Origin of the sequence: Pseudomonas sp. G11, assembly GCF_029457515.1 — a bacterium.
Taxonomy (GTDB): Bacteria; Pseudomonadota; Gammaproteobacteria; order Pseudomonadales; family Pseudomonadaceae; genus Aquipseudomonas; species Aquipseudomonas gorinensis.
In genome coordinates this window covers 7,497,450-7,522,090 of the sequence record NZ_CP120377.1, presented here as the reverse complement: position 1 = coordinate 7,522,090, position 24,641 = coordinate 7,497,450, and the positions used below count along the sequence as shown (strand labels likewise).

General features: G+C 60.5%; 24 protein-coding genes. 15 read left to right on the top strand and 9 right to left on the bottom strand.

Annotated elements, in window-relative coordinates; translation table 11 throughout:
- Window positions 1-73: 73 nt before the first annotated feature.
- The 4 genes from P2T68_RS34710 (at window position 74) to gcvH (ending at window position 4,432) form a co-directional block, all read left to right on the top strand.
- A complete protein-coding gene (locus P2T68_RS34710) occupies window positions 74-1,078 on the top strand; it encodes an extracellular solute-binding protein (RefSeq protein WP_024077999.1) in 1,005 nt (334 codons plus the stop codon).
- Window positions 1,079-1,138: 60 nt separating this feature from the next.
- Entirely contained in the window at window positions 1,139-2,755 is a 1,617-nt protein-coding gene (locus tag P2T68_RS34705) for an iron ABC transporter permease (RefSeq protein ID WP_150095295.1), read from the top strand.
- A gap of 156 nt (window positions 2,756-2,911) precedes the next feature.
- Entirely contained in the window at window positions 2,912-3,994 is a 1,083-nt protein-coding gene (gcvT, locus tag P2T68_RS34700) for a glycine cleavage system aminomethyltransferase GcvT (protein WP_024077997.1), read from the top strand.
- A 51-nt stretch (window positions 3,995-4,045) separates the two neighbouring features.
- Window positions 4,046-4,432 (top strand): glycine cleavage system protein GcvH, encoded by a 387-nt coding sequence (gcvH, locus tag P2T68_RS34695; RefSeq protein WP_024077996.1) that lies wholly within the window; start codon window positions 4,046-4,048, stop codon window positions 4,430-4,432.
- 42 nt (window positions 4,433-4,474) lie between these two features.
- Here gcvH and P2T68_RS34690 read toward each other — a convergent pair whose 3' ends face one another.
- The 7 genes from P2T68_RS34690 to P2T68_RS34660 form a co-directional block, all read right to left on the bottom strand.
- Window positions 4,475-5,614, bottom strand: coding sequence for a DegT/DnrJ/EryC1/StrS aminotransferase family protein (locus tag P2T68_RS34690; RefSeq protein WP_069077242.1), 1,140 nt, complete (start codon window positions 5,612-5,614; stop codon window positions 4,475-4,477).
- 156 nt (window positions 5,615-5,770) lie between these two features.
- The gene (locus P2T68_RS34685) at window positions 5,771-6,436 is read right to left on the bottom strand and encodes an outer membrane beta-barrel protein (RefSeq protein WP_277378878.1); all 666 of its coding nucleotides are present in this window, start codon (window positions 6,434-6,436) and stop codon (window positions 5,771-5,773) included.
- Window positions 6,437-6,625: 189 nt separating this feature from the next.
- A complete protein-coding gene (locus P2T68_RS34680; protein WP_041161049.1) occupies window positions 6,626-6,943 on the bottom strand; it encodes a DUF2388 domain-containing protein in 318 nt (105 codons plus the stop codon).
- 69 nt (window positions 6,944-7,012) lie between these two features.
- Entirely contained in the window at window positions 7,013-7,459 is a 447-nt protein-coding gene (locus P2T68_RS34675) for an NfeD family protein (protein ID WP_024077992.1), read from the bottom strand.
- Window positions 7,460-7,469: 10 nt separating this feature from the next.
- The gene (locus P2T68_RS34670; RefSeq protein ID WP_024077991.1) at window positions 7,470-8,390 is read right to left on the bottom strand and encodes an SPFH domain-containing protein; all 921 of its coding nucleotides are present in this window, start codon (window positions 8,388-8,390) and stop codon (window positions 7,470-7,472) included.
- Between the two features lie 77 nt (window positions 8,391-8,467).
- Entirely contained in the window at window positions 8,468-10,147 is a 1,680-nt protein-coding gene (locus P2T68_RS34665; protein ID WP_277378877.1) for a GspE/PulE family protein, read from the bottom strand.
- A 76-nt stretch (window positions 10,148-10,223) separates the two neighbouring features.
- Window positions 10,224-10,562: a hypothetical protein gene (locus P2T68_RS34660; protein ID WP_024077989.1), complete on the bottom strand. Its 339-nt coding sequence runs from the start codon at window positions 10,560-10,562 to the stop codon at window positions 10,224-10,226.
- A 127-nt stretch (window positions 10,563-10,689) separates the two neighbouring features.
- Between P2T68_RS34660 and P2T68_RS34655 the strand changes: the two genes are divergently transcribed.
- Entirely contained in the window at window positions 10,690-11,160 is a 471-nt protein-coding gene (locus tag P2T68_RS34655) for an Lrp/AsnC family transcriptional regulator (RefSeq protein ID WP_024077988.1), read from the top strand.
- An 80-nt stretch (window positions 11,161-11,240) separates the two neighbouring features.
- On the opposite strand, the gene P2T68_RS34650 is transcribed toward P2T68_RS34655, so the two are convergent.
- Entirely contained in the window at window positions 11,241-12,608 is a 1,368-nt protein-coding gene (locus tag P2T68_RS34650; protein WP_277378876.1) for a CYTH domain-containing protein, read from the bottom strand.
- Window positions 12,609-12,766: 158 nt separating this feature from the next.
- Here P2T68_RS34650 and argE point away from each other — a divergent pair, with 158 nt between their 5' ends.
- From argE to P2T68_RS34600, 10 genes are all read left to right on the top strand, one after another.
- Complete coding sequence (gene argE / locus P2T68_RS34645; RefSeq protein WP_024077986.1) at window positions 12,767-13,915, top strand: acetylornithine deacetylase; 1,149 nt, start codon at window positions 12,767-12,769, stop codon at window positions 13,913-13,915.
- Between the two features lie 133 nt (window positions 13,916-14,048).
- Window positions 14,049-15,350: an amino-acid N-acetyltransferase gene (gene argA / locus P2T68_RS34640; RefSeq protein ID WP_024077985.1), complete on the top strand. Its 1,302-nt coding sequence runs from the start codon at window positions 14,049-14,051 to the stop codon at window positions 15,348-15,350.
- 1,047 nt (window positions 15,351-16,397) lie between these two features.
- Window positions 16,398-17,768 carry an OprD family porin gene (locus tag P2T68_RS34635; protein ID WP_069077239.1) on the top strand — a complete coding sequence of 457 codons (1,371 nt, stop codon included), beginning with the start codon at window positions 16,398-16,400 and terminating at the stop codon, window positions 17,766-17,768.
- Window positions 17,769-18,058: 290 nt separating this feature from the next.
- Window positions 18,059-18,697 (top strand): peroxiredoxin, encoded by a 639-nt coding sequence (locus P2T68_RS34630; RefSeq protein ID WP_024077983.1) that lies wholly within the window; start codon window positions 18,059-18,061, stop codon window positions 18,695-18,697.
- 317 nt (window positions 18,698-19,014) lie between these two features.
- Window positions 19,015-19,608, top strand: a complete 594-nt coding sequence (gene ssuE, locus P2T68_RS34625; protein ID WP_024077982.1) for an NADPH-dependent FMN reductase — start codon at window positions 19,015-19,017, stop codon at window positions 19,606-19,608.
- Between the two features lie 98 nt (window positions 19,609-19,706).
- A complete protein-coding gene (locus P2T68_RS34620) occupies window positions 19,707-20,675 on the top strand; it encodes a sulfonate ABC transporter substrate-binding protein (protein ID WP_193689952.1) in 969 nt (322 codons plus the stop codon).
- 25 nt (window positions 20,676-20,700) lie between these two features.
- Complete coding sequence (gene ssuD / locus P2T68_RS34615; protein WP_024077980.1) at window positions 20,701-21,849, top strand: FMNH2-dependent alkanesulfonate monooxygenase; 1,149 nt, start codon at window positions 20,701-20,703, stop codon at window positions 21,847-21,849.
- 9 nt (window positions 21,850-21,858) lie between these two features.
- Window positions 21,859-22,647 (top strand): aliphatic sulfonate ABC transporter permease SsuC, encoded by a 789-nt coding sequence (gene ssuC / locus P2T68_RS34610; RefSeq protein WP_024077979.1) that lies wholly within the window; start codon window positions 21,859-21,861, stop codon window positions 22,645-22,647.
- Window positions 22,644-23,450 carry an aliphatic sulfonates ABC transporter ATP-binding protein gene (gene ssuB / locus P2T68_RS34605; RefSeq protein ID WP_024077978.1) on the top strand — a complete coding sequence of 269 codons (807 nt, stop codon included), beginning with the start codon at window positions 22,644-22,646 and terminating at the stop codon, window positions 23,448-23,450. The genes ssuC and ssuB overlap by 4 nt, the downstream gene beginning before the upstream one ends.
- A 28-nt stretch (window positions 23,451-23,478) precedes the next feature.
- Window positions 23,479-23,694, top strand: a complete 216-nt coding sequence (locus P2T68_RS34600) for a TOBE domain-containing protein (RefSeq protein WP_003176783.1) — start codon at window positions 23,479-23,481, stop codon at window positions 23,692-23,694.
- A gap of 121 nt (window positions 23,695-23,815) precedes the next feature.
- On the opposite strand, the gene P2T68_RS34595 is transcribed toward P2T68_RS34600, so the two are convergent.
- Window positions 23,816-24,445, bottom strand: coding sequence for a TetR/AcrR family transcriptional regulator (locus P2T68_RS34595; RefSeq protein WP_024077977.1), 630 nt, complete (start codon window positions 24,443-24,445; stop codon window positions 23,816-23,818).
- Between the last annotated feature and the right edge of the window lie 196 nt (window positions 24,446-24,641).

Sequence of the window (24,641 nt, the reverse complement as noted above, 5' to 3'; positions counted from 1 at the left end):
TGAGTGTTTGATTGAGCTGCCAAATGTGAGTCCCTATCATTTGCTTTCAATTTGCATATGAGAGACCGCACCCATGTTGGCACCCAAGCGCCTCCTGACTGCCCTGGCCCTAACCCTTATCGGCAGCACCACCGTGCAGGCGGCCGACGAAGTCGTGGTCTACTCCTCGCGCATCGACGAACTGATCAAGCCGGTATTCGACGCCTACACCCAAAAGACCGGCGTGCAGGTGAAGTTCATCACCGATAAGGAAGCCCCGTTGATGCAGCGCATCAAGGCCGAGGGCGAAAACGCCACTGCCGACCTGCTGCTCACCGTCGACGCCGGCAACCTCTGGCAGGCTGAGCAAATGGGCATCCTGCAACCGTTCACCTCCCCAGTGATCGACAAGAACATCCCTCTTCAATATCGCTCGTCGGCCCATGCCTGGACCGGCTTGAGCTTGCGCGCGCGGACCATCGCCTACTCCACCGACCGGGTCAAACCCGGCGACCTGACGACTTACGAAGCCCTGGCCGACAAACAATGGGAAGGCCGCCTGTGCCTGCGCACGGCGAAAAAAGTCTACAACCAGTCGCTGACCGCCACCCTGATCGAAACCCATGGCGCGGCCAAGACCGAAGAAATCGTCAAGGGCTGGGTCAACAACCTGTCCACCGACGTGTTCTCCGATGACATCGCCGTGCTCGAAGCGATCAACGCCGGGCAGTGCGACGTGGGTATCGTCAACACGTACTACTTCGGCCGCCTGCATAAGCAGAAGCCGGACCTGGCGGTGAAGTTGTTCTGGCCCAACCAGGGCGACCGTGGCGTGCATGTGAACCTGTCCGGTATCGGCCTGACCAAGCATGCGCCGCACCCGGAAGCCGCCAAGGCCTTGGTGGAATGGATGACCACACCTGAGGCGCAGAAGATCTTCGCCGACGTGAACCAGGAATTCCCGGCCAACCCGGCGGTGCCACCGTCTGCCGAAGTCGCGACCTGGGGCAAGTTCGTGGCCGATACCTTGCCGGTGGAAGTCGCGGGCAAGCGCCAGGCCGAGGCCATTCGCCTGATGGATCGCGCTGGCTGGAACTGAATGGGTAAACGCCGCCCCTTTTGTGTCTGCCTTTAGATACTCTTCCCTGGGAATTTGCTCTTGGTCCACCCCGCCCAACGTCGCTGGTACGCGCCGGTCTTTATCGTCGCCGCGCTGGTGCTGCTGCCGCTGAGCGTGCTGTTGCTGTCCTGGCAAAGCATCGATGGGCAGATCTGGTCCCACCTCTGGGAAACCCAGATGCCGCGCTTGCTGGGCAATACCCTGATCCTGGTGCTGGGCGTCGGTATTGGCGTGACCCTGTTGGGCGTAAGCCTGGCCTGGCTGACCAGCCTCTGCGAGTTTCCCGGGCGGCGCTGGCTGGACTGGGCGCTGATGTTGCCCTTCGCGATTCCTGCGTATGTGCTGGCGTTCGTATTTGTCGGCTTGCTGGACTTCTCCGGCCCGGTGCAGACCCTGCTGCGCGACTGGTTCGGCACGGGGCTACGCTGGCCGCGCGTGCGCTCCACGGGCGGCGTGGTCATTGTTTTGGTGCTGGTGTTCTATCCCTACGTCTATCTGCTGGCGCGCACCGCCTTCCTGGCTCAGGGCAAGGGCCTGATGGAAGCCGCGCGCATGCTTGGGCAATCGCCATGGCAGGCGTTCTGGCGCGTGGCCTTGCCCATGGCGCGCCCGGCGATTGGCGCCGGCGTGGCGCTGGCATTGATGGAAACCCTGGCGGATTTCGGTGCGGTCTCGGTGTTCAACTTCGATACCTTCACCACCGCCATCTACAAGACCTGGTACGGCTTTTTCAGCCTCTCCAGCGCGGCCCAACTGGCCAGCCTGTTGCTGTTGGTGGTGATGCTGGTGCTGTACGGCGAACGGCGAGCCCGGGGCGCCAGCCGACCGAGCAATGAACGACCGCGCGGTAAGGCGCTGTACCACCTGCGCGGGTTCAAGGCGGCGGCGGCCAGTGCCTGGTGTGGATTGGTGTTCGCCTGTGCGTTTGTCATTCCGGTGCTGCAACTGGTTGCCTGGTTCTGGCAGCGCGGTCGGTTCGACCTGGATGAACGCTATACCGGCCTGATCGTCCACACGCTGTACCTGGGTGGTACCGCCGCGCTGATCACGGTCAGCGTGGCGTTGATTCTGGCGTTCGCCAATCGCCTGGCGCCGACCAGGGCAATTCGCTCCGGCATCAGCCTGGCGAATGTCGGTTATGCCTTGCCGGGCTCGGTGCTGGCGGTGTCGATGATGTTGGCATTCAGCTACCTGGACCGTGAGTTGGTGGTGCCGCTGTCGGGCTGGCTCGGCGGTGCGGGCAAGCCGTTGTTGCTCGGCAGCCTGTCGGCACTGCTGCTGGCGTACTTGGTGCGCTTCCTCGCGGTGGCCTACGGGCCGCTGGAAAACAGCCTGGCACGAATCCGTCCATCGTTGCCGGAGGCGGCGCGCAGTCTTGGGGTGAGCGGCCCACGACTGTTTTGCAAGGTGTATCTGCCGTTGCTGCTGCCCGGGACCCTGAGCGCTGCTTTGCTGGTGTTCGTCGACGTGCTCAAGGAAATGCCCGCCACCCTGCTGATGCGCCCGTTTGGCTGGGACACCCTGGCGGTGCGGATTTTTGAAATGACCAGCGAAGGGGAGTGGGCGCGGGCTTCCTTGCCGGCGCTGACCCTGGTGTTGGTGGGCTTGCTGCCGGTGATCGGGCTGATCCGTCGCTCCGCCCGACAAATCGGCTAGGTGCCAGTCCTACAGCTTGCGGCTACAATGCGCGGCATTCGGTGCGGTCCGTCTTTCGGGTCGGGTCGCTGTACGTGGCTGCAGGCCTTGTAATTCAAGGTTTGCAGCGCGAACGGCAACCTTACGCACCTTCGCCAAGCCCGGAAGGAGAAACCCATGGGACAGCGTACGCCTCTGTATGACCTGCATCTCGCCCTAGGCGCGAAAATGGTCGATTTTGGCGGTTGGGATATGCCTCTGCACTACGGCTCGCAAGTTGAAGAGCACCATCAGGTGCGGCGCGACTGCGGGGTGTTCGATGTATCTCATATGACCGTGATCGATGTCACAGGCCCCGAGGCCAAGGAATGGCTCCAGCACCTGCTGGCCAATGATGTCGATCGTCTGCAGGGCTGCGGCCGTGCGTTGTACAGCGCCATGCTCAACGAGCAGGGTGGGGTGGTGGACGACATGATCGTCTACCGCACCGAAACCGGTTATCGGCTGGTGGTCAATGCCGCTACCCGCGATCAGGATATGGCCTGGATGCAGGCTCAGTTGGGCACCTACCAGGCGCAATTGCTCGAGCGGCCCGAATTGGCCATGCTCGCGATTCAAGGCCCCCATGCCCGGCAGAAGATTGCCGAGCTGGTTACCCAGTCCCGCGGCACCCTGATTCATCAGCTCAAGCCCTTCGAAGGCCAGGCCGACGGTGATTGGTTTATCGCCCGTACCGGCTACACCGGCGAAGACGGCCTGGAGATTGTCCTGCCTGCCGACCAGGCGCCGGGTTTTTTCAACGATCTGGTGGGCGCCGGTATTTCTCCTATCGGCCTGGGCGCCCGCGATACCTTGCGCCTGGAAGCGGGCATGAACCTGTATGGGCAGGATATCCACCAGGACGTTTCGCCCCTGGCGGCCAACATGGCCTGGAGCATTGCGTGGGAGCCGGCCGAGCGCCGTTTCATCGGCCGCGCCGCGCTGGAAGCCGAACTGGGGGCCGGTGTGCAGACCAAATTGGTCGGCTTGGTGCTGGAAGAGCGTGGGGTTTTACGCGCTCACCAAGTGGTTCGTATCGCCAATGTTGGGGAAGGAGAGATCACCAGTGGTAGTTTCTCTCCTACGCTGAGCAAATCCATTGCCCTGGCGCGCGTACCGATGGCGACTGCCGATCGGGCCGAAGTGGAAATCCGCGGCAAGTGGTACCCGGTTCGAGTGGTCAAACCGACCTTCGTGCGCCATGGCAAAACCTTGATCTAACTTTTCCGGCAGGCCAAAGGCTGCTGACATTTCTTCTTGAGGACACAGACTATGAGCAATATCCCTGCCGACCTGCGTTTTGCCGAAAGTCACGAATGGGCGCGTCTGGAAGCTGACGGTACTGTGACCGTCGGGATCTCCGACCATGCCCAGGAAGCGTTGGGTGATGTGGTGTTTGTTGAGTTGGCCGAGGTTGGCAAAGTGTTTGCGGCGGGTGACACGGCGGGTGTCGTGGAGTCGGTTAAAGCGGCGTCTGATATCTACTCGCCAGTTGCCGGCGAAGTGATTGCGGTTAACGAAGAGCTGGGCGGCAGCCCTGAGTTGCTGAACTCCGACCCTTACGGTGCCTGGATCTTCAAGCTCAAGCCAAGCAGCGTTGATGCCGACCTGGCCAAACTGTTCGATGCTGCTGCCTACAAGGCCGCCATCGGCGAGTGATTCCGCTGCAGGAGCCGGTCACCCGGCTCCTGCAACAGGCATTCAGCGTTTCAACACAGCCTTCACTGCCGCTACCGACCGCTCCACATCCGCCTCTGTCATCGCCGTGAACATCGGCAACGACACGATCAAACGCCCAACACGCTCCGCCACCGGGAACATGCCTTCCTTGAAGCCCTGTGCCCGATACAGGCTCAACAGGTGGATCGGCGGGTAGTGATAGCCAATGCCGACGCCAAGGGCTTGCATCTGCTCCATGAAGGTGGCGCGGGCGGGCAGGCCGTCCTGACGTTCCGGCAGCACCAGTTGGAACAGGTGCCAGTTGCTGTTTTCAAAGTCCGGCGGCGGCAGTTGCGCGCCGTACTTCTCTTCAAAGTCACTGCCGAAGCACTTGAAGTAGTGCTGTGCCAGGTGCCGGCGATGGGCGGTGATCTTCTCGATATGGGCAAATTGCCCCAGGCCGATGGCAGCAGCGATATCAGTCATGTTGAACTTGCCGCCCAACACGTCCACGTCCAGGCCGTCGAAGCCGGTTCGGGTCACTCCCTGCAAGCGATACTTTTCCGCCAGGCGGGCTTCCTCGGCGTTGTTCAACACCAGGCAACCCCCCTCGGAGGAGGTGATGTTCTTGTTGGCCTGGAAGCTGAAGGACACAAAGTCACCCGTGGCCCCAATGCGCTCGCCATCCCAGCTGGAACCCAGGGCCTGGGCAGCGTCTTCGACGATGCGCAGGTTGTATTTGTTGGCCAGCGCGTAAAGCAGCGGCATGTCCACGGGCAAGCCCGCCAGGTACACAGGGATGATCGCTTTGGTACGCGGGGTGATGGCCGCTTCCACCTGGGCCAGGTCGATATTGCGGGTCACCGGGTCAATGTCGGCAAACACCGGTGTGGCGCCCACTTCGAGAATCACGTTGGCCGTGGCGACCCAGGAGATCGGTGTGGTGATGACTTCATCGCCAGGCCCGATACCGGCGATGCGCAAGGCGATCTCCATGGTGCAGGTGCCTGAGTTGAAGGTGCGCACGGGGCGGCCGCCAAAGTATTCCGACAGCTGTGCCTCGAATGCCTGCACTTTCGGCCCGCTGGTGATCCAGCCCGAGCGCAGTACATCGCCGACCGCCGAGATGGTGGCTTCATCGATGGTGGGTTTGGAAAACGGCAGAAAGGGCTGTTGGCTCATGACGACGAAGGCATCCGTTTCAGATAGACGATGAGAAAAAATGGATCAGTACCGGCATGGTTGCACGGCTCGACTGAATATAGCCTGTCGCCTGTGAATGAATCGTCAGCCGTTGCAAAAAGATCCGCCCGGTGGGCCGCATCTCGACAATAAGGGTCAGAAGGCCATTCGAGTTTCAAGAAACAGATTCTGCTCCTTGAGCTTGCCCTTGAGCTGTTCATCCCGTGCGTTTATGCGGTTGGCAAAGGTGTTGTAGCCGGTTTCAACATTGCCCATGCCCACATAGCGATAGCCCACACCCAGGGTTGTTTCGTCACTGACCTTGGCGTCCAGTCCCAGGCCAACGCTATAGGCGAGATTGTACTGGCGGTGACTGGCGAAGCGCCGGGTGTCGTTGGCCTGGGTACCGTTGGCGTCAATCCGAGCCACGCCCACGCCGGCCATGCTGTAAAACGACAGCCAGGGGGTGATCGGAATGTCTTTGTAGCCATTGAGCATTAAACGCTGGCTTCGTGTGTGCAGGCTGTTGACGTTGGCGTTGAAAGGCGCCCAATAGGACTTGAACGTCGAGTTGCCAGGCAGGGTGTATTCGCCCTCCAGGCGCCAGCCTTCCCTGAGCGCGTAACCGGCCGCGAAGGAGCCGGTGAACGTTTTGGCGTTGTTGGGGCCGTCTACCCGCGCGGTGACACGGGGGCTGGTCAGCAGAGCATTGGCAAGGTCCTGGCGGGCGCTGTTGAGTTTTGCCGAACCATACCAGCCTTCCGCCTGGGTGGCAGGGCTGGCGGTCGCGGCGAGTAACAGGGCGAAGGACAGCTTTTGCATGGTCGTCGATTCACTTTGATGTAAAAGGGGATCGATAGCTTGTTGCGGAGGGGGATCTAGCGTGAACAGGACTTCTCTGGCATTCATGGGCGAAGCCGGCGCCATTGGCTAATGAATTACCAGCTCTGGCTGTAGGATATCGGCGCAAAAAAATGCCGCTTCAAAAGCGGCATTTTTCATGGGGCAGTATTACTCGGAAGCGATGGCGTTTTTCGCCAGGATGGCATTGGCCAGTTCCATGTCCGTGGCTTTCAGGCCAGGGTTATCGGCACGGACCTTCTGCATCGCAGCCTCCAGGTACGGGCCACGGATGCCGCCGTCGCTGGCAACGAAGCTGCCGGCGTCGTCCTGGGCGGCAACCACCAACTTATGGTCCTTGAATGTCAGGTAAGTCGAGCCGGTAGTGGCGCCCGAGGAGATGACATTGCGCCAGAAACTGTCGGCCATGGCTGAGCCGACGGGGAGGGAAAGCACAGCGAGGGTTGCGACAGCATATTTGAGACGCATGATGGGTGACTCCGGGTGGGTTATCTGTACATTATGATTGTGGTTAGCCCAGCCGAGTTCCATCACTGACTAAACAGTTTCAACTTTCAGAATCGCGCCATCCTGGCCAACGACCCGTACTTGAGCGCCTACAGGCATATCCGGGCCGGTCACGATCCATACGCCATCACCGACTTTTATCTTGCCGCGCCCATCGACAATTGCCTGATGCACTATGAAGGTGCGGCCGATCAGCTCGGAGCCGCGCATGTTCAGCCCCGGCTGGTCGCTGGCCTTGGCGCTGCTGCGTTGGCGTTTCCACCAATACACCGCCGTCAGGATCGACAGGAGGGCGAACAGCAGCAGTTGCCATTCCAGCCCGAGCGGCGGTACCAGGAACTTGATCACGCCCACGGCGGCGGCGGCGATCCCCATCCACAGCAGATAACCCCCGGCGCCGAACACCTCAAGAATCAACAACACAGTGCCCAGCGCCAGCCAATCCCAGAACGATAGATGCTGCAGGAAATCCCACATGTCGATCGCCTCAGCCTTTCTTGTTATCGAACGTGGCCTTGACGATCTCGCCGATACCACCGACTGCACCGATCACCTGGCTGGCTTCCAGCGGCATCAGGATCACTTTGCTGTTATTGGCCGAAGCCAGCTTGCCCAGGGCGTCGATGTATTTTTGCGCGACGAAGTAGTTGATGGCCTGCACGTTACCGGTGGCGATCGCTTCGGAAACGACCTGGGTCGCACGAGCCTCCGCTTCAGCCTGACGCTCACGGGCTTCGGATTCCAGGAACGCAGCCTGGCGGCCACCTTCGGCTTCAAGGATCTGTGCCTGCTTCTTGCCTTCGGCGGTCAGGATCGCCGACGCCCGCAGGCCCTCGGCCTCCAGAATCTGTGCACGCTTGATCCGCTCGGCTTTCATCTGGCCGGACATGGCGGCCATCAGGTCCGCAGGTGGGCTGATGTCCTTGATCTCGATCCGGGTGATCTTGATGCCCCACGGCGCGGTGGCTTCGTCGACCGTGCGCAGCAGTTTTTCGTTGATGCCGTCACGTTGGCTGAGCATGGCGTCCAGCTCCATGGAGCCGAGGACGGTACGGATATTGGTTTGCAGCAGGTTGCGGATAGCATGCTCGAGGTTGTTCACCTCGTAGGCCGCCTGGGCGGTGTTGACCACCTGGAAGAAGCACACGGCGTCGATCTGCACGGTGGCGTTGTCGGCGGTGATCACTTCCTGGGGAGGGATATCCAGCACGCTTTCCATCACGTTGATCTTGCGACCGATACGGTCCATGACCGGGATGATGATGTTGAGGCCCGGCTTGAGCGTGTTGGTGTAGCGTCCGAAACGCTCCACGGTCCACTGGTAGCCTTGTGGCACGACCTTGAAACCCATGAAGAGAATGGCGACAGCCAAACCCACGAAAAGAAGCAGTACGGTTCCGATCTGCATAGCGATTCCCTATCTGTTGGTGTCAGTGAAACGACGTTCGGCCGATTGTAGCGGTGTTGTCACGGATAAGAACGATTTCACGGTTCGACAAGCAAAGGATTTGTATCTGAATCCCCGGGCGTTACTCGTAATACTTCAGCCAGTGTGGTCAGCCCGGCGTTGACCTTGCGCAGGCCGGCGATACGCAGGCTGCACATGCCTTGTTTGAGCGCGGCCCGGCGCAAGGCCTGCACATCGGCGCCGGGGGTGATCAACGCTTTGAGCGTTTCGTCCATGACCATGATTTCGTACACGCCGGCCCTGCCTCGGTAACCGCTGTCTCGGCACTGCGCGCAGCCCACAGCTTCGTGGCGCTCACCCGCGACACGCTTGCAGTGCGGGCACAACAGCCGCACCAGGCGCTGCGCCATCACTCCAATCAGCGTAGCTTTGATCAAATAATGAGCAATTCCTAGTTCCTGTAAACGGCTGATAGCGCTGGGTGCATCGTTGGTGTGCAGCGTCGACAGTACCAGGTGCCCCGTCAATGCAGCCTGAATCGCCATTTCGGCGGTTTCCCTGTCGCGAATCTCGCCGATCATGATGATGTCCGGGTCCTGGCGCAGCAGGGCACGGATACCGCTGGCGAAGGTCAGGTCGATATTGGACTGCACCTGCATCTGGTTGAACGCCGGCTCGACCATCTCGATGGGGTCTTCCACCGTGCACAGGTTGACCTCGCGGGTCGCCAGTTGCTTGAGCGTGGTGTAAAGGGTGCTGGTCTTGCCCGAGCCGGTAGGGCCGGTGACCAGGATGATGCCACTGGTCTGGCGAACCATGGTGTGCCAGCGCCGCTGGTCTTCGGTGGGTAAGCCCAACTGATCGAAGTCCTTGAGTAGCACCTGGGGGTCGAAAATCCGCATCACCAGTTTCTCGCCGAACGCCGTGGGCAAGGTCGACAGGCGCAACTCCACTTCGGCGCCCGCCGGGCTTTTGGTCTTGACCCGGCCGTCCTGGGGTTTGCGTTTCTCCGCCACGTTCATCCGTCCGAGGCTTTTCAGGCGGCTGACCACGGCCACCGTTACCTGGGACGGAAATTGATAGACATCATGCAGCAACCCATCGATGCGAAAGCGCACCCGGCCCTGGTCCCGGCACGGTTCGACATGGATATCACTGGCGCGTTGGCCGAACGCATACTGCAGCAGCCAGTCGACAATGTTGACGATGTGCGCGTCGTTGGCGTCCGGCTCCTGGTCGCCGCTGCCGAGGTTGAGCAGGTCGAAATGGCCCGGCGCTGCCATCTTGAGATCCGCGCCGCTGACCGACTTGGCCAGCCGGTAGAACTCCGCGATACAACGCTGGATATCCTGGGGATTGGCGACCACCCGCTTGATCGAGCGCTTGAGCACCTGCGCCAGCCCGGCTTCCCAGGCGGTGACATGGGGTTGGGCGCTGGCGATGGTGACGCTCTGCGCGTCCACGGCCACCGCCAGGATGGCGTGGCGTTGGGCAAAGGCGTGGGACATCAGCGGCACCACGGTTGCCACGTCGATTTTCAGGGGGTCGATACGCAGGTAGGCTTGCCCGGTGTGTCGGGCAAGCCATTGGGTCAGGGTTTCCAGGCAAGGGCCCAGGGCCGCGATGTGTTCCAGTGGGTGCTGGGTGTCGCTGGCCGGCAGCGTCGCCAGGCGCCGTGCCATGTCGGGCGTGATCAGCCCTTCTTCGAGCAGGGCCGGCAACAACGGGTGCAATTCCAATCGATGATCAATGGGCATGAGGCGTTTCCTGGGAGGCGTGATCCCAGGCTAGTCAGCCGCCAGCGTTCCTCCTCCCGATGTGTATTGCAGGTTTTTACTGGGCTCCCGCCGCCAGCGCCTGGGGCCGCACGGCATCGGCAGGCCAAACCTCGAGGGTGCACACGCTGATCAGGTTTCGAATCTTTTCACCAATCACCTGGGCACGGTGCCAGCTCAGGCCATCCATCACGATGTCGAGGGTCAGCAGGTCTTCCTGCCGGTTCACATTGACCTGGCGCGGAGTCAGGAACTGCAACGCGAAATAGTTGAGTACCCGGCACAGCACATCCGGCTCAGCCTCGGCGACGATCTGATAATGCGCCTGGCAGTGAGCACTATCGACGGCCCAGGCATCGACGCGGCAAACAGAATGGGTGGTTTCAACGGCGTGCATGTTGGCTCTCCAGTTTCGACTGGAGAAATTTTTACATTCGCCAACGGAGATTTCTTATCTAAAATGGGCAATATTCACGCATGCTCGAATAATTATATTCAATGTAAGCCACTAAGCAGGTTGTTTTATGCGTAGCGAGTTGGACGTCTATGATCGCCGCATCCTGGCCTTGCTGCAGGAGGACGCTTCGCTCTCCAGCGCGCAGATCGCCGAACAGGTCGGGCTGTCCCAGTCACCTTGCTGGCGGCGCATCCAGCGGCTCAAGGAGGAAGGGGTGATCCGCGGCCAGGTCACCCTGTTGGATCGCAAGAAAATCGGCCTCAATACGCAGATTTTTGCCGAGGTCAAACTCAACGCCCACGGGCGATCCAACTTCACTGAGTTTACCGAGGCGATCCGCGGCTTTCCGGAAGTGCTGGAGTGTTATGTGCTGATGGGGGCGGTGGATTTTCTGCTGCGTATCGTCACCTCGGATATCGAGGCGTACGAGCGGTTTTTCTTTGAGAAGTTGTCGATGGTGCCGGGGATTCAGGAGGTCAACTCGATTGTGGCACTGTCCGAGATCAAGTCGACCACCAGCCTGCCAGTATTGCGTTGACTGTACCGGCCTTATCGGGGGCAAGCCCCCTCCCACATTTGATTGCATTTGCAAATGTGGGAGGGGGCCCCGATGGCGATTTACAGACGCAGCAGGGTTTTCCAGGCACGGTTCTGATACACCGCGATGGCCTGATGCATGCGCGCATCCAGCGATTCATCGGTGATCGGCTGGTTGGCCAGTTGTGCCAATTTGTTCAGCTCGCCGTACAAGCGGTCCAGCTCCGGGATGTCCACCACCTGGCGTGCATGGTGCAGCCAGGCCTGGATGCGTTCGATGCGCGGCAGTTGCTCGGCGAGGTCTTCCGGTTGCTGCTGGTAGCGCGGCAGTTGCAGGGCGACGGCATCTTCGGCCAGCAGGCGCGGCAGCCAGTTGGTGATTTGCGCAGCACCCTGACGGTTGCCGCGTACGTTGCGGTCGGTGGTCCAGGTGCGGTTCAGCAACCAGCGGGAGGTGTTCAGCGAGAACAGGCCCCAGCGTACGTCAGTCAATTCTTCAGCGAACTGTTCCGGCGCGGCTTTGCGAATGTCTTCGTCGTCATCACCGGCCTGGACCAGCGGGCGCCAGTCTTCCAGCAGGGCGTCGAGGGCGCTGCGCAGTTCGCTGGTGGATTGGCGCGGGGCGGCCTGGCCGAGGCTGCCAAGCAGGGCACGCAGTTCGCCGAGGTTGTCGACCCAGTCTTGCAACAGGCGCCAGTGGCCATTGAAGCGGTATTGCTCGGCCAGGCGCTGGCTGCTGCCTAGCAGGTGCCACATGATCGCGGCGAAGGCGTCGTCCAGCGGCATTTCAGCCTGCAATTGGGGCGCCGGTAGGCTCAGTGAGTAGCTGCTGGCGTCGTACAGGCGGTAGCCGCGCTCAGCCTTGCTGATGTCACACGGCATCAGGGCCAGGGTCTCAGCCAGTTCAGCGGCCAGCTCCAGCAGGGCGGACGGTTCGCCTTCACGCAGTTCCAGTTCCAGCTCGCAGATTTCTTCTTTCTGCTTGCCAGCCACCACATGGCCCAGGTCCAGGGCGGCTTCGATCACCACCTTGGCTTTGCCGCGGCCCCAAGCGATTTCGGCGCGTTCGCGCACGAAGTCGGTGGTGAAGATTGGCTTGAGGGTTTTCTTGTCCAGCTCGGCCAGTTGCTCGGGCCAGCATTCGCCGTCGAGTTTCTTGACGTCGAGCTTGGCTTTGGGCAATTCCCAGTTGTATTCGTTACGTTCCGACAAGCCAGCGACGCTTTGGCCACGGGTCTTGAGGGTCTGGATAATGTCGTCACCGTCCTTGCGCAGGCGCAGGGCAACCTTGGCCTGGGCCAGGTCGCGCTCGGGGGTGTCGAAATACTGGTTCATCAACTCACGGCGTTCCCAGCCACTTTTGTTGCGTTTTTTCAGTAGCGGGTGCTCACGCAGCGCGGCGAGTGTTTCGCGGCTGACGCGGAGCTTGATTTCGGTTTCTTTCTGCATGGCCGGAAAATCCAGGATCGGGAGCGCAGCCGGGGAAAAGAGTGGCTGCCAAGGTCGTGCAGTGTACAGGACTGAGCCCGGCAGCGCGCCGCAACGGTTTATTGTGTCGTGCAGATGCCTCTATAGTGAGGTTCATCCGGGAAGTAGGGAGACCGCGCATGCCGTTGCCGTCCATGAAAGAGCAATTCGCCGCCTTGATTGCCGCGCCGTCGGTCAGTTGTACCCAGGCGTCTCTCGACCAGAGCAATCGCCCGGTGATCGACCTGCTCGCCAGTTGGCTGGGCGACCTGGGATTCGCCATCGACATCCAGCCCGTCAGCCCCGGCAAGTTCAACCTGTTGGCCAGTTTCGGCAGCGGCCCGGGTGGCTTGGTGCTGGCAGGTCATAGTGACACCGTTCCTTATGACCCGGCGCTGTGGAAGACCGACCCCCTCAAGCTGACGGAAGTCGATGGCCGCTGGGTCGGATTGGGCAGTTGTGACATGAAGGGTTTCTTCGCGCTGGCCATCGAAGCGGTGTTGCCGCTGCTGGAGCAGCCGTTCAAGCAGCCGCTGCTGATCCTCGCCACCTGCGATGAAGAGAGCTCCATGTCTGGCGCCCGTGCCTTGGCGGCCGCCGGGCGCCCGCTGGGGCGTGCGGCGGTGATTGGCGAGCCGACCGGCCTCAAGCCGATCCGCCTGCACAAAGGCGTGATGATGGAGCGCATCGATATTCTCGGCCAAAGTGGCCATTCGTCAGACCCGAGCCTGGGCCACAGCGCCCTTGAGGCCATGCACGATGCCATCGGCGAATTGCGCGGCCTGCGCCTGGCCTGGCAGCGCGAGTACCGCAACCCGCAATTCAGTGTGCCGCAGCCGACCCTGAATTTCGGCTGCATCCATGGCGGCGACAATCCCAACCGCATCTGTGGCCAGTGTTCCCTGGAATTCGACCTGCGGCCCCTGCCGGGCATGGACCCCCAGGCGTTGCGCGCCGCCATCCGGCAGAGGCTCGAACCGCTCGCCGAGCGCCATCAAGTCAAGATCGACTACGCGCCGTTGTTCCCCGAAGTGCCGCCGTTCGAACAGGCCGAAGACGCCGAGCTGGTGCGGGTAGCGGAACGATTGACCGGTCATCGTGCCGAAGCAGTAGCGTTTGGCACCGAAGCGCCTTATCTTCAGCGCCTTGGTTGTGAAACCCTGGTATTGGGCCCAGGCGATATCGCTTGTGCCCACCAGCCGGGCGAGTACCTCGAAATGTCACGCTTGACGCCTACAGTGCGTCTATTGCGTGAGCTGATCGAGCATTACTGCCTCAAACCTGCATAAATTAACCCCCGTCCATTCGTACATAAGGAGAGCGAGCGTGTCGCCAAGCCTGTTCCGACGATAACCATCAGCCCGCTGTGCGTTTTCACGACTCATCCTTTTTCGGCTGCTTTTTATTACAGGCCCAGGTTCCATGCCCGAATACGTCAATTGGCTTCGTCACGCTTCGCCCTACATCAACGCCCACCGCGACTGCACCTTTGTGGTCATGCTGCCCGGCGACGGTGTGGAACACCCGAATTTCGGCAATATCGTCCACGACCTGGTGCTGCTTCACAGCCTGGGCGTGCGCCTAGTGCTGGTGCACGGTTCGCGCCCGCAGATCGAGGCACGCCTTGAAGCACGCGGCCTGACCCCGGCTTACCACGATGGTTTGCGCATCACCGATGCCGCAACACTGGAATGCGTGATCGATGCGGTCGGCCACCTGCGTATCGCTATCGAGGCGCGGCTGTCCATGGACATGGCCTCGTCGCCGATGCAGGGTTCGCGCCTGCGGGTGGCCAGCGGCAACCTGGTCACCGCGCGGCCGATCGGCGTGCTCGAAGGCGTGGACTACCACCACACCGGCGAAGTGCGCCGGGTCGACCGCAAGGGCATCAATCGCCTGCTGGACGAGCGCTCCATCGTGCTGTTGTCGCCCCTGGGGTATTCGCCCACCGGCGAGATCTTCAACCTGGCCTGCGAAGACGTCGCCACCCGTGCCGCCATCGACCTGGGCGCCGACAAGCTGCTGCTGTTTGGCGCCGACCTGGGCCTGATCGATGAAAACGGTCGCCTGGTCCGTGAACTGCGCCCGCAACAAGTGCCGGCGCACCTGCAACGCCTGGGCAGCAGCAACTACCAGGCCGAATTGCTCGATGCAGCGGCCCAGGCCTGCCGTGGCGGGGTAGGGCGCAGCCATATCGTCAGCTACGCCGAAGACGGCGCATTGCTCACCGAACTGTTTACCCGGGACGGCGGCGGTACGCTGGTGGCCCAGGAGCAATTCGAACTGGTGCGCGAAGCGGCGATTGAAGACGTCGGCGGCTTGCTTGACTTGATCAGCCCGCTGGAAGAGCAGGGCATCCTGGTGCGCCGCTCGCGGGAGGTGCTGGAGCGTGAGATCGAGCAATTCAGCGTGGTGGAGCGCGAAGGCATGATCATCGCCTGTGCGGCGCTGTATCAGATTGCGGAGTCGGACGCGGGGGAGCTGGCGTGCCTGGCGGTCAACCCGGAGTACCGCCATGGCGGCCGTGGTGATGAGCTGCTGGAGCGCATCGAGACGCGTGCCCGGGCGCAGGGCTTGAAGACGTTGTTCGTCCTCACCACGCGCACGGCCCATTGGTTCCGTGAGCGCGGTTTCGTACCGAGCAGTGTGGACCGCCTGCCGTCGGCACGGGCGTCACTGTACAACTATCAGCGTAACTCGAAGATTTTCGAAAAGGCCCTGTAGGCCCGACTCGATAGATGAATGAAATTGCAATGTGGGGCGGGCTTGCTCCCGATGCGGTGGATCAGTCAATGAGTGTCGATCTGAACTACCGAAATCGGGAGCAAGCCCCCTCCCACAGTTGATCTGCCCAGGGGCTGATAAATACGTCGGTCACACTGCTTTGATCCCTTCCCCATACCTTCAAAACCCTTGCCGTGTCCCCTTTAAGCGGGGCGTCGGCTTGTCGCGCCTGTGCATTCTGGAATGTAAGGCCGGCCAACGGTTCGGGGATGCCGACGGTGTTTAAACCTGTCAGTTTGGCGATTTTCTGTGTCGGTTAAAATCCATCATCCGGCCGTCTTTCTGGGCCACCTGGTCGGCGGATTTCAGGTTCACGCCGTTGATTTGTCTGGTGCCCAGCCCCCAAAGGCGCCAGTGCAACAGGCAGGCCGTAATGAGACAAGGAGGGGGGTAATGGTTTTTGTCGAGCCGGTCTTGGGGTGCGTCAATTTGGCTGCCGTGAACCCCTACTAAAGTTTCAGAATTCTTGATTTGAGCCGATACGATCAAGGCGGCAGTGGGTAGATTGCACTAGGCTGCCGTGGTCAGAACGCTCCATACGACGGCTTTAATCCCGGAAAAAATATTAGCGATACAAAAACTGTAACAAATTGACGGGAGGATGCGCGTTTGGCCATGATGGCGTCGCTTTTTTGATCGTGGGTGACGTATGCAACCCCGCGGCCACACTAAGCGATCTAAAAAAAGGCTAAAAAATACCCTTTAGGAATTAGCTCGTGGAGTAGTTGGTCTAGGCTGACTCGCTCACCCCATGCTAGGGCTTATTCCCAAATCGTATGAAAAAGAATGAAACAATTCTTTTTGGGTGTATGAAAAACTCATTACCCTGCAGGGACCAAATCAACTGTGATTAGACGAAGGTAGTAGACACACAAGGTTACGATTGACTTGTCAGTCACTATCCGGTGCTAATCGCGCATCTGTGGATCGAGGGCGTCAGACCCGAGACCAAAGAAATACAAAAATTAGAAATGAGAGGAGCGGTACATGAAGAAGTCCACCTTGGCACTGTCTGTAGCTTTGGGCGTAATCGCTCAGCAAGCAGGCGCTGCCGGTTTCATCGAAGACAGCCACGCCACACTGAGTGCGCGTAACTTCTACATCAACACTGATAACCGTGATGGCCAGCCATCGGCGACCTCGAACACCCGCAGCAAGAACGCTGAATGGGGCCAAGGCTTCGACCTGCGTTTCATCTCGGGTTACACCCAGGGCACTGTCCAGTTCGGCGTTGATGCGATCGGCCTGTACGGCGTGCGTCTGGATTCGAGCCGTGCAGAACACGGTAACTACACCGGTACTGCTTCCGGCGGCACCGTGTTCCCAAGCGACGGCAACACCGCTGTCAATGATTTCGCCAGCCTGGGCGTGACCGGCAAGGTCAAGATCTCCCAAACCGAACTGAAGCTGGGCACCCTGCAGCCTAAGCTGCCAGTTATCGTGACCAACGATGGTCGTCTGCTGCCGCAAACCTTCCAAGGTGGCCAGATCACTACCAACGATATCAAGGATTTGACCTTGGTTGCTGGTCAGGTCGAAAAGGCCAAGGGTCGTAACTCCAGCAACAACGAAAACCTGTCGATTGGCGGTGCCAACGGCAGCTCCAACTACAACGCAGGCAAGTTCACCAACAAGTTCTACTACGCCGGTGGTGACTACAAACTCACCAAAGACCTGACCGCCCAGTACTACTACGGCAACCTGGAAGACTTCTACAAGCAGCACTTCCTGGGTCTGACCCACAACTGGGCAATCGGCCCGGGCGTTTTGAAATCTGACCTGCGTTATTTCAACAGCTCTGACGATGGTAAAAACGGCAATACCCCTGCTTACTACAGCAGCGGTAACTACAACGGCTTCAGCGGCGGCAAGGGTAAGGTTGACAACAACCTGTACAGCGGCCTGTTCCTGTACACCGTTGCCGGTCACACCTTCGGTGGCGGTTACCAGGTCAGCAACGGTAGCAGCGACTTCCCTTGGTTGAACCAAGGCGACGGTTCGTCGGCTTACCTGACCACTGACATGCAGATCCAGAAGTTTGCCCGTGCCGGCGAACGCACCTGGCAAGCTCGCTACGCTTATGACTTCGCTAAAGTCGGCGTACCTGGCCTGACTGCTGGTGTTGTTTACCTCAAGGGTAGCGACATCGACACTGTTGGCACCAACGCTGCTCGTACTGAAATCACCGGTCAATCCGAGTGGGAACGTGACATCACCGTTGCCTACGTGATTCCAGAAGGCCCGCTGAAAAACCTCGGCGTTGCCTGGAAAAACGCTATGTGGCGTACCGACCTGGCGAACACCCGTTCCCAGGACGAAAACCGCCTGATCGTCAGCTACTCGCTGCCACTGTTCTAGTAGCGTAACGCTGTTGTAAGACTGTAAACCTTGCCCGGCGCAACGCCGGGCAAGGTGTCTTGCTTTTCAAGTCGGGCTCAACCCCCGCAAGCCCTTCCTGAACCCCTCTTCGTACAGCGTCTCAAGGCCTTCTCAAACCTTGAAATGGATGTTGCTCCTTGCCCGTTCCGGCGTCCAATGAACAGATTTTTAATATTCCATTATCATCTAGATAAATCGATATTTATTCTTTTTAAATAATCCACAATGCATGCACAGTGGGCTCCATAGCACTCACCAGGAGCCACACCATGAGCCTAAGACTGGGCGACATCGCCCCCGACTTCGAACAGGATTCCAGCGCCGGCAAGATTCGTTTCCACGAATGGCTGGGCGACAGCTGGGGGGTGTTGTTTTCCCACCCGGCAGACTTCACCCCGGTGTGCACCACCGAGCTGGGCTTTACCGCCAAGCTCAAGGACGAATTCGCCAAGCGCGGCGTCAAGGCCATCGCCCTGTCGGTAGACCCGGTGGACTCGCACCACAAGTGGATCGAAGACATCAACGAAACCCAGCACACGATCGTCAACTTCCCGATCCTGGCCGATGCCGACCGCAAGGTCTCGGACCTCTACGACTTGATCCACCCGAACGCCAGTGACACCCTCACCGTACGTTCCTTGTTCGTGATCGACCCGAACAAGAAGATCCGCCTGACCATCACCTACCCGGCCAGCACCGGTCGCAATTTCCACGAAATCCTGCGGGTGATCGACTCGTTGCAACTGACCGACAACTACAAAGTCGCGACGCCCGCCAACTGGCAGGACGGCGATGAAGTGGTGATCGTGCCGTCGCTCAAGGACGAGGAAGAGATCAAGAAGCGCTTTCCGAAGGGGTATCGAGCGGTGAAGCCATACCTGCGTCTCACCCCGCAGCCCAACCGCTGACACAGGACCCATGTGGGAGGGGGCTTGCTCCCGATAGCGGTGCGTCAGGACTGAATGTGTCGACTGACACGCTGCTATCGGGAGCAAGCCCCCTCCCACAGGTTGAGCGCATTTCAAGTCACACATAGCAGGGGTTTTCAGGCCGTTTCGACGGCCTTTTTTTTCGCCTGTGAATTTATCTATGCTTTATGCATTTAAAGAATAAACAAATGAAAAAATAAGATTTATAGATATATAAATCTGCTGATATGGTCTGTTCCATCTTGGCGCCATCGCCACACAGCGAACCGCCGACACTTGCTTAAGGAATTTCCTAGATGCTGGTCGTAACACTTGGAGGCAGTCCCAGCCAGCGTTCGCGCTCCGGGGTGTTGCTGGATAAAACCCGTCAGTGGTTGCAACACAAAGGCGTGGAAGTCGTGAGTTACCAGATACGGGACTTCCCGGCCGAAGACTTGCTGCACGCCCGGTTCGACAGCCCCAAGGTCATCGACCTGCTGCAACAGGTGGCCAATGCAGACGGCCTGGTGATCGCCACGCCGGTGTACAAGGCCTCGTTCTCCGGCGCGCTGAAGACCGTGCTCGACCTGCTGCCGGAACGCGCCCTGGCTCACAAGATCGTGCTGCCCATGGCGACCGGCGGCAGCATCGCCCACATGTTGGCGGTGGACTACGCGCTCAAGCCGGTGTTGTCGGCATTGAAAGCCCAGGAGTTGCTCCACGGGATTTTCGCCGAAGACAGCCAGATCGCTTATGGCGAAGGCAGTGCCCAGGCGCAGTTGGTGCCGGTGCTCGAACACCGTTTGCACGAGGCCCTGGAGACGCTTTATGGCGCCATGGCCCGTCGCCCGAAACCGCTGGACCCGCATGTGTTGAATGAACGTTTGTTGAGTGCTCGCTGGAGCATTTAAGTAAGCCTCACCGCTATATAGAAGTACTCACCTTACTCAGCCGCCAACGGCCAAGCAGGTGCAGCCAACCCCTTTATCGCATTTTTGGAGAGAGCGCCATGCGCACTGTCATCTTGCGTCGTGGTCTGGTCGCGCTGTTTGCCGCGGCTGTGTCCTTCGGCGCCATCGTTCAAGCCCACGCCGCCGAAACCCTGCGGATCGGTTATCAGAAGTACGGCACCCTGGTGCTGCTCAAGGCCAAGGGCACCCTGGAAAAACGCCTGGCCGCCCAAGGCGTGCAGGTGCAATGGACTGAGTTCCCTGGCGGCCCGCAGTTGCTCGAAGGCTTGAACGTGGGCTCTATCGACTTCGGCGTCACCGGCGAGACCCCGCCGGTGTTTGCCCAGGCGGCCGGTGCCGACTTGCTCTACGTTGCCTACGAGCCGCCCGCGCCGACCAGCGAAGCGATCCTGGTACCGAAAGATTCGCCGATCAAATCAGTGGCCGAACTCAAGGGCAAGAAAGTTGTGCTCAATAAAGGCTCGAACGTGCACTACCTGCTGGTACGTGCCCTGGAAGACGCCGGCCTGAAATACACCGATGTACAAACCGTATTCCTGCCGCCCGCCGATGCCCGTGCCGCGTTCGAGCGTGGCAGTGTCGACGCCTGGGTTATCTGGGACCCGTACCAGGCCGCCGCCGAGAAACAACTGCAAGCGCGCACCTTGCGTGACGGCACCGGCATTGCCGACAACCACCAGTTCTACCTGGCCACCAAACCCTATGCCGAAAAACACCCCGAAGTGATCAAGGCGCTGGTGGAAGAAGTGCGCGCGGTGGGCGAATGGTCCAAGGCCAACCCCCAGGAAGTCACCGAACAAGTCGCTCCGCTGCTGGGCCTGCCGGCTGACATCACCCTGACTTCGGTGCAGCGCCAAGGCTACGGCGCGCTGTTCCTGACCCCGGAAGTGGTGGCGGCCCAGCAGAAAATCGCTGACAGCTTCTACCAACTCAAATTGATCCCCAAACCCTTGAGCATCAAGGACGTGATCTGGACGCCACCTGCCGCCGTGGCCAAAGCGCCGTAATTCGACTTCTTCAGGAGACAACTCCATGAGCCTCAATATTTTCTGGTTCCTGCCTACTCACGGCGACGGCCATTACCTTGGCACCGCCGAAGGCGCTCGCGCCGTCGACCACGGTTATTTGCAACAAGTGGCCCAGGCCGCTGACCGCCTAGGTTTCGGCGGGGTATTGATCCCCACCGGCCGGTCCTGCGAAGACTCGTGGCTGGTGGCCGCCTCGTTGATTCCGGTGACCCAGCGTTTGAAATTCCTTGTGGCGCTGCGCCCCGGGATCATTTCCCCGACGGTGGCGGCGCGTCAGGCCGCGACCCTCGACCGCCTGTCCGGTGGCCGGGCGTTGTTCAACCTGGTGACCGGTGGCGACCCGGAAGAATTGGCTGGCGACGGTTTGTTCCTCAGTCACGAAGAGCGCTACCAGGCCTCGGTGGAATTCACTCGCATCTGGCGGCGCGTGCTGGAAGGCGAGACCGTGGATTACGACGGCCAGCACATCAGTGTCAAAGGCGCCAAGCTGCTTTACCCACCGATCCAGCAACCACGTCCGCCGCTGTACTTCGGCGGTTCCTCGGAAGCGGCCCAGGACCTGGCGGCTGAGCAAGTGGACATGGTGCTGACCTGGGGCGAGCCACCGGCTGCCGTTGCCGAAAAAATCGAACAGGTGCGGGCCAAGGCGGCGAAGCTGGGGCGCACCGTGCGTTTCGGCATTCGTCTGCATGTGATCGTGCGCGAAACCAACGCTGAAGCCTGGAAAGCCGCCGACAAACTGATCTCCCACCTGGACGACGACACTATCGCCCGTGCCCAGGCTTCCCTGGCGCGCTTCGATTCCGTCGGCCAGCAACGCATGGCGGCCTTGCATGGCGGCAGCCGCGACAACCTGGAAGTCAGTCCCAACCTGTGGGCGGGCGTTGGCCTGGTACGCGGCGGGGCAGGCACTGCGCTGGTGGGCGATGGTCCGACCGTGGCCGCCCGGGTCAAGGAGTACGCAGCGTTGGGCATCGACACCTTTATCTTCTCCGGCTATCCACACTTGGAAGAGTCGTATCGCGTGGCCGAACTGCTGTTCCCACACCTGGATATCGAACGTCCCGAGCTGCCGAAAAGCGCCGGTTACGTCAGCCCGTTCGGCGAGATGGTGGCCAACGATATCCTTCCCAAAGCTGCATCACAGAGCTGAGGCAGCGCCATGAACCTTGAAAAATTGAGCCATCGCGTGGCGCCGTGGGTGTTGCCGGTATTGTTGTTGGCGGTGTGGCAGCTGTCAGTGTCGGCGGGCTGGTTGTCGACGCGCATCCTGCCGGCGCCCAGCGCGGTGATTGAGGCTGGGGTCAACCTGGTGCGCAGCGGCGAAATCTGGACGCACCTGGCGATCAGTGGCTGGCGGGCCGGCCTGGGCTTTGTGATCGGTGGCGGCATCGGCCTGGCGCTTGGGTTTATCACCGGCCTGTCGACGTGGGGCGAACGCCTGCTGGACAGCTCGGTGCAGATGATCCGTAACGTGCCGCACCTGGCGCTGATTCCATTGGTGATCCTGTGGTTCGGCATCGACGAGACCGCGAAGATTTTCCTGGTGGCCCTCGGCACGCTGTTCCCGATCTACCTCAACACCTACCACGGCATCCGCAACGTCGACCCGGCGTTGGTGGAAATGTCGCGCAGCTATGGCTTGTCCGGTTTCAGCCTGTTCTGGCAAGTGATCCTGCCGGGTGCGCTGCCTTCGATCCTGGTGGGCGTGCGGTTTGCCCTGGGCTTTATGTGGCTGACGCTGATCGTGGCGGAAACGATCTCTGCCAGCTCCGGGATTGGCTACCTGGCGATGAACGCTCGCGAATTCCTGCAAACCGACGTGGTGGTGTTGGCCATCGTGATGTACGCCATCCTCGGCAAGCTGGCCGACCTGGCCGCGCGCGGCCTGGAACGTGTATGGCTGCGCTGGCACCCGGCGTATCAAGTCAATAAAGGAGGTGCGGCATGACTGCTCAACAACCTCCACGCCTGTTGAAAGGCATCCCGCTGGCGGTGCGTAAGTTGCGCAAGGCCTTTGGCGCGCGGGAAGTGCTGAAGGGCATCGACCTGCATATCCCCGCGGGCCAGTTCGTCGCCGTGGTCGGGCGCAGCGGTTGCGGTAAAAGTACCTTGCTGCGCCTGTTGGCCGGCCTGGACAAAGCCAGCGGCGGCGAGCTGCTGGCCGGTTCCGCGCCGCTGAGCGAGGCGATTGAAGACACGCGGTTGATGTTCCAGGAAGCGCGCCTGCTGCCGTGGAAAAAGATCATCGACAACGTCGGGCTTGGCCTCAAAGGCAACTGGCGCCCTAAAGCCTTGGAAGCCTTGGAAGCGGTCGGCCTGGCCGAGCGTGCCAATGAGTGGCCGGCGGCCTTGTCCGGTGGGCAGAAGCAGCGGGTGGCGTTGGCTCGCGCCTTGATCCACCAGCCGCGCCTGCTGCTGCTCGACGAACCGCTGGGTGCCCTGGACGCCCTGACCCGTATCGAGATGCAGCAACTGATCGAAAACCTCTGGCAAAAACACGGCTTCACGGTGTTGCTGGTGACCCATGACGTCAGTGAAGCCGTGGCCATTGCCGACCGGGTGATCCTGATCGAAGACGGCGAAATCGGCCTGGACCTGCTCGTCGATCTGCCGCGTCCACGCGCCCGTGGCTCACACCGCCTGGCCGCGCTGGAAGCGCAAGTGCTCAACCGTGTGCTGTCGTTGCCCGGCACCCCGCCGGAGCCCGAACCTGTTTCACCGTTGCCTACGCAATTGCGTTGGGCTCAATAACTCACTTGTCCCACGAAGGAAGAACACCATGACTATTAAAGCCATCAACGTGCGTAACCAGTTCAAAGGCACCATCAAGGAAATCGTGGTAGGCGACGTGCTGTCGGAAATCGACGTGCAGACGGCGTCCGGCATCGTTACTTCCGTGATCACCACCCGCTCGGTCAAAGAGCTGGAGCTGGTGATTGGCAGCGAAGTGATTGCCTTTGTTAAGTCCACCGAGGTGTCGATCGCCAAGTTGTGATTTGCGTCGCTCTTGAGGCCGTCATCGGGGGCAAGCCCCCTCCCACATTTTGAATGTGTTCACAGATCAACATGTGGGAGGGGGCTTGCCCCCGATGAGGCCATCCCAGTCAACACAAGGCTTATCGCTTGGGCAGATACGCCGGCAAATAAAGCCCGACATAGGCATCGAACACCCGCATCCCTTCCTCCGCCATGCGCGGCGTGATCAACCCATGCTGATGCACCGAGCGCGCATACACCCGGTCACTCAGTTCCAGTGCCAGGGCAAACACGTCCACATCCTTAGGCAGGCTCGGCACCTCGAAGTGACGATTGAACACCTCCAGCATCAAGTCGCCCAGTTCCAGATCATGCTGGCGATCCGCCTGGGTCACTTCGGTCAGCCCATGCTGCGCCAGGATCAGTTGGCGGGCGGCGGCGTCTTGGTCGTAGATGGTGAGCATGCGTTGCTCGACGATGCAGGACAGGTCACGCCAGTGCTTGAGTGAGCCATGCTCGATGGGCGCCTGGATTGCTGCCCGGAAGGCGGCGTGGACGTCCGCCGTCAGTGCCTCGAGCAGCGCTGGCACACTGGCAAAAAAGTGATACACCGATGACGGTGGAATCTGCGCACGCTCGGCCACGCTGTAGATCGACAAACTGGCCACGCCTTCGGCGGCCAGCAAGGTACGGGCGGCATCAAGGATCGCGTCGATCCGGGCCTGGCTGCGGGCGCGGGGTTTGCGAGGGGCGGCGGGGCGGGGTGGCATGGAAGTCTCCTACAAGGCAGCGGGCATTGTATGAGCAGGAACCGGTGTTGTCTGCCAAGGCGCCATCGGGAGCAAACCCCCTCCCACAGTTGACTGCGTTCCAACCTTGAAATGCAGTCAAGTGTGGGAGGGGGGCTTGCTCCCGATGAGGCCGACTCGGTCAACCGGAAGAAACCCATAAAAAAACGCCACAGAC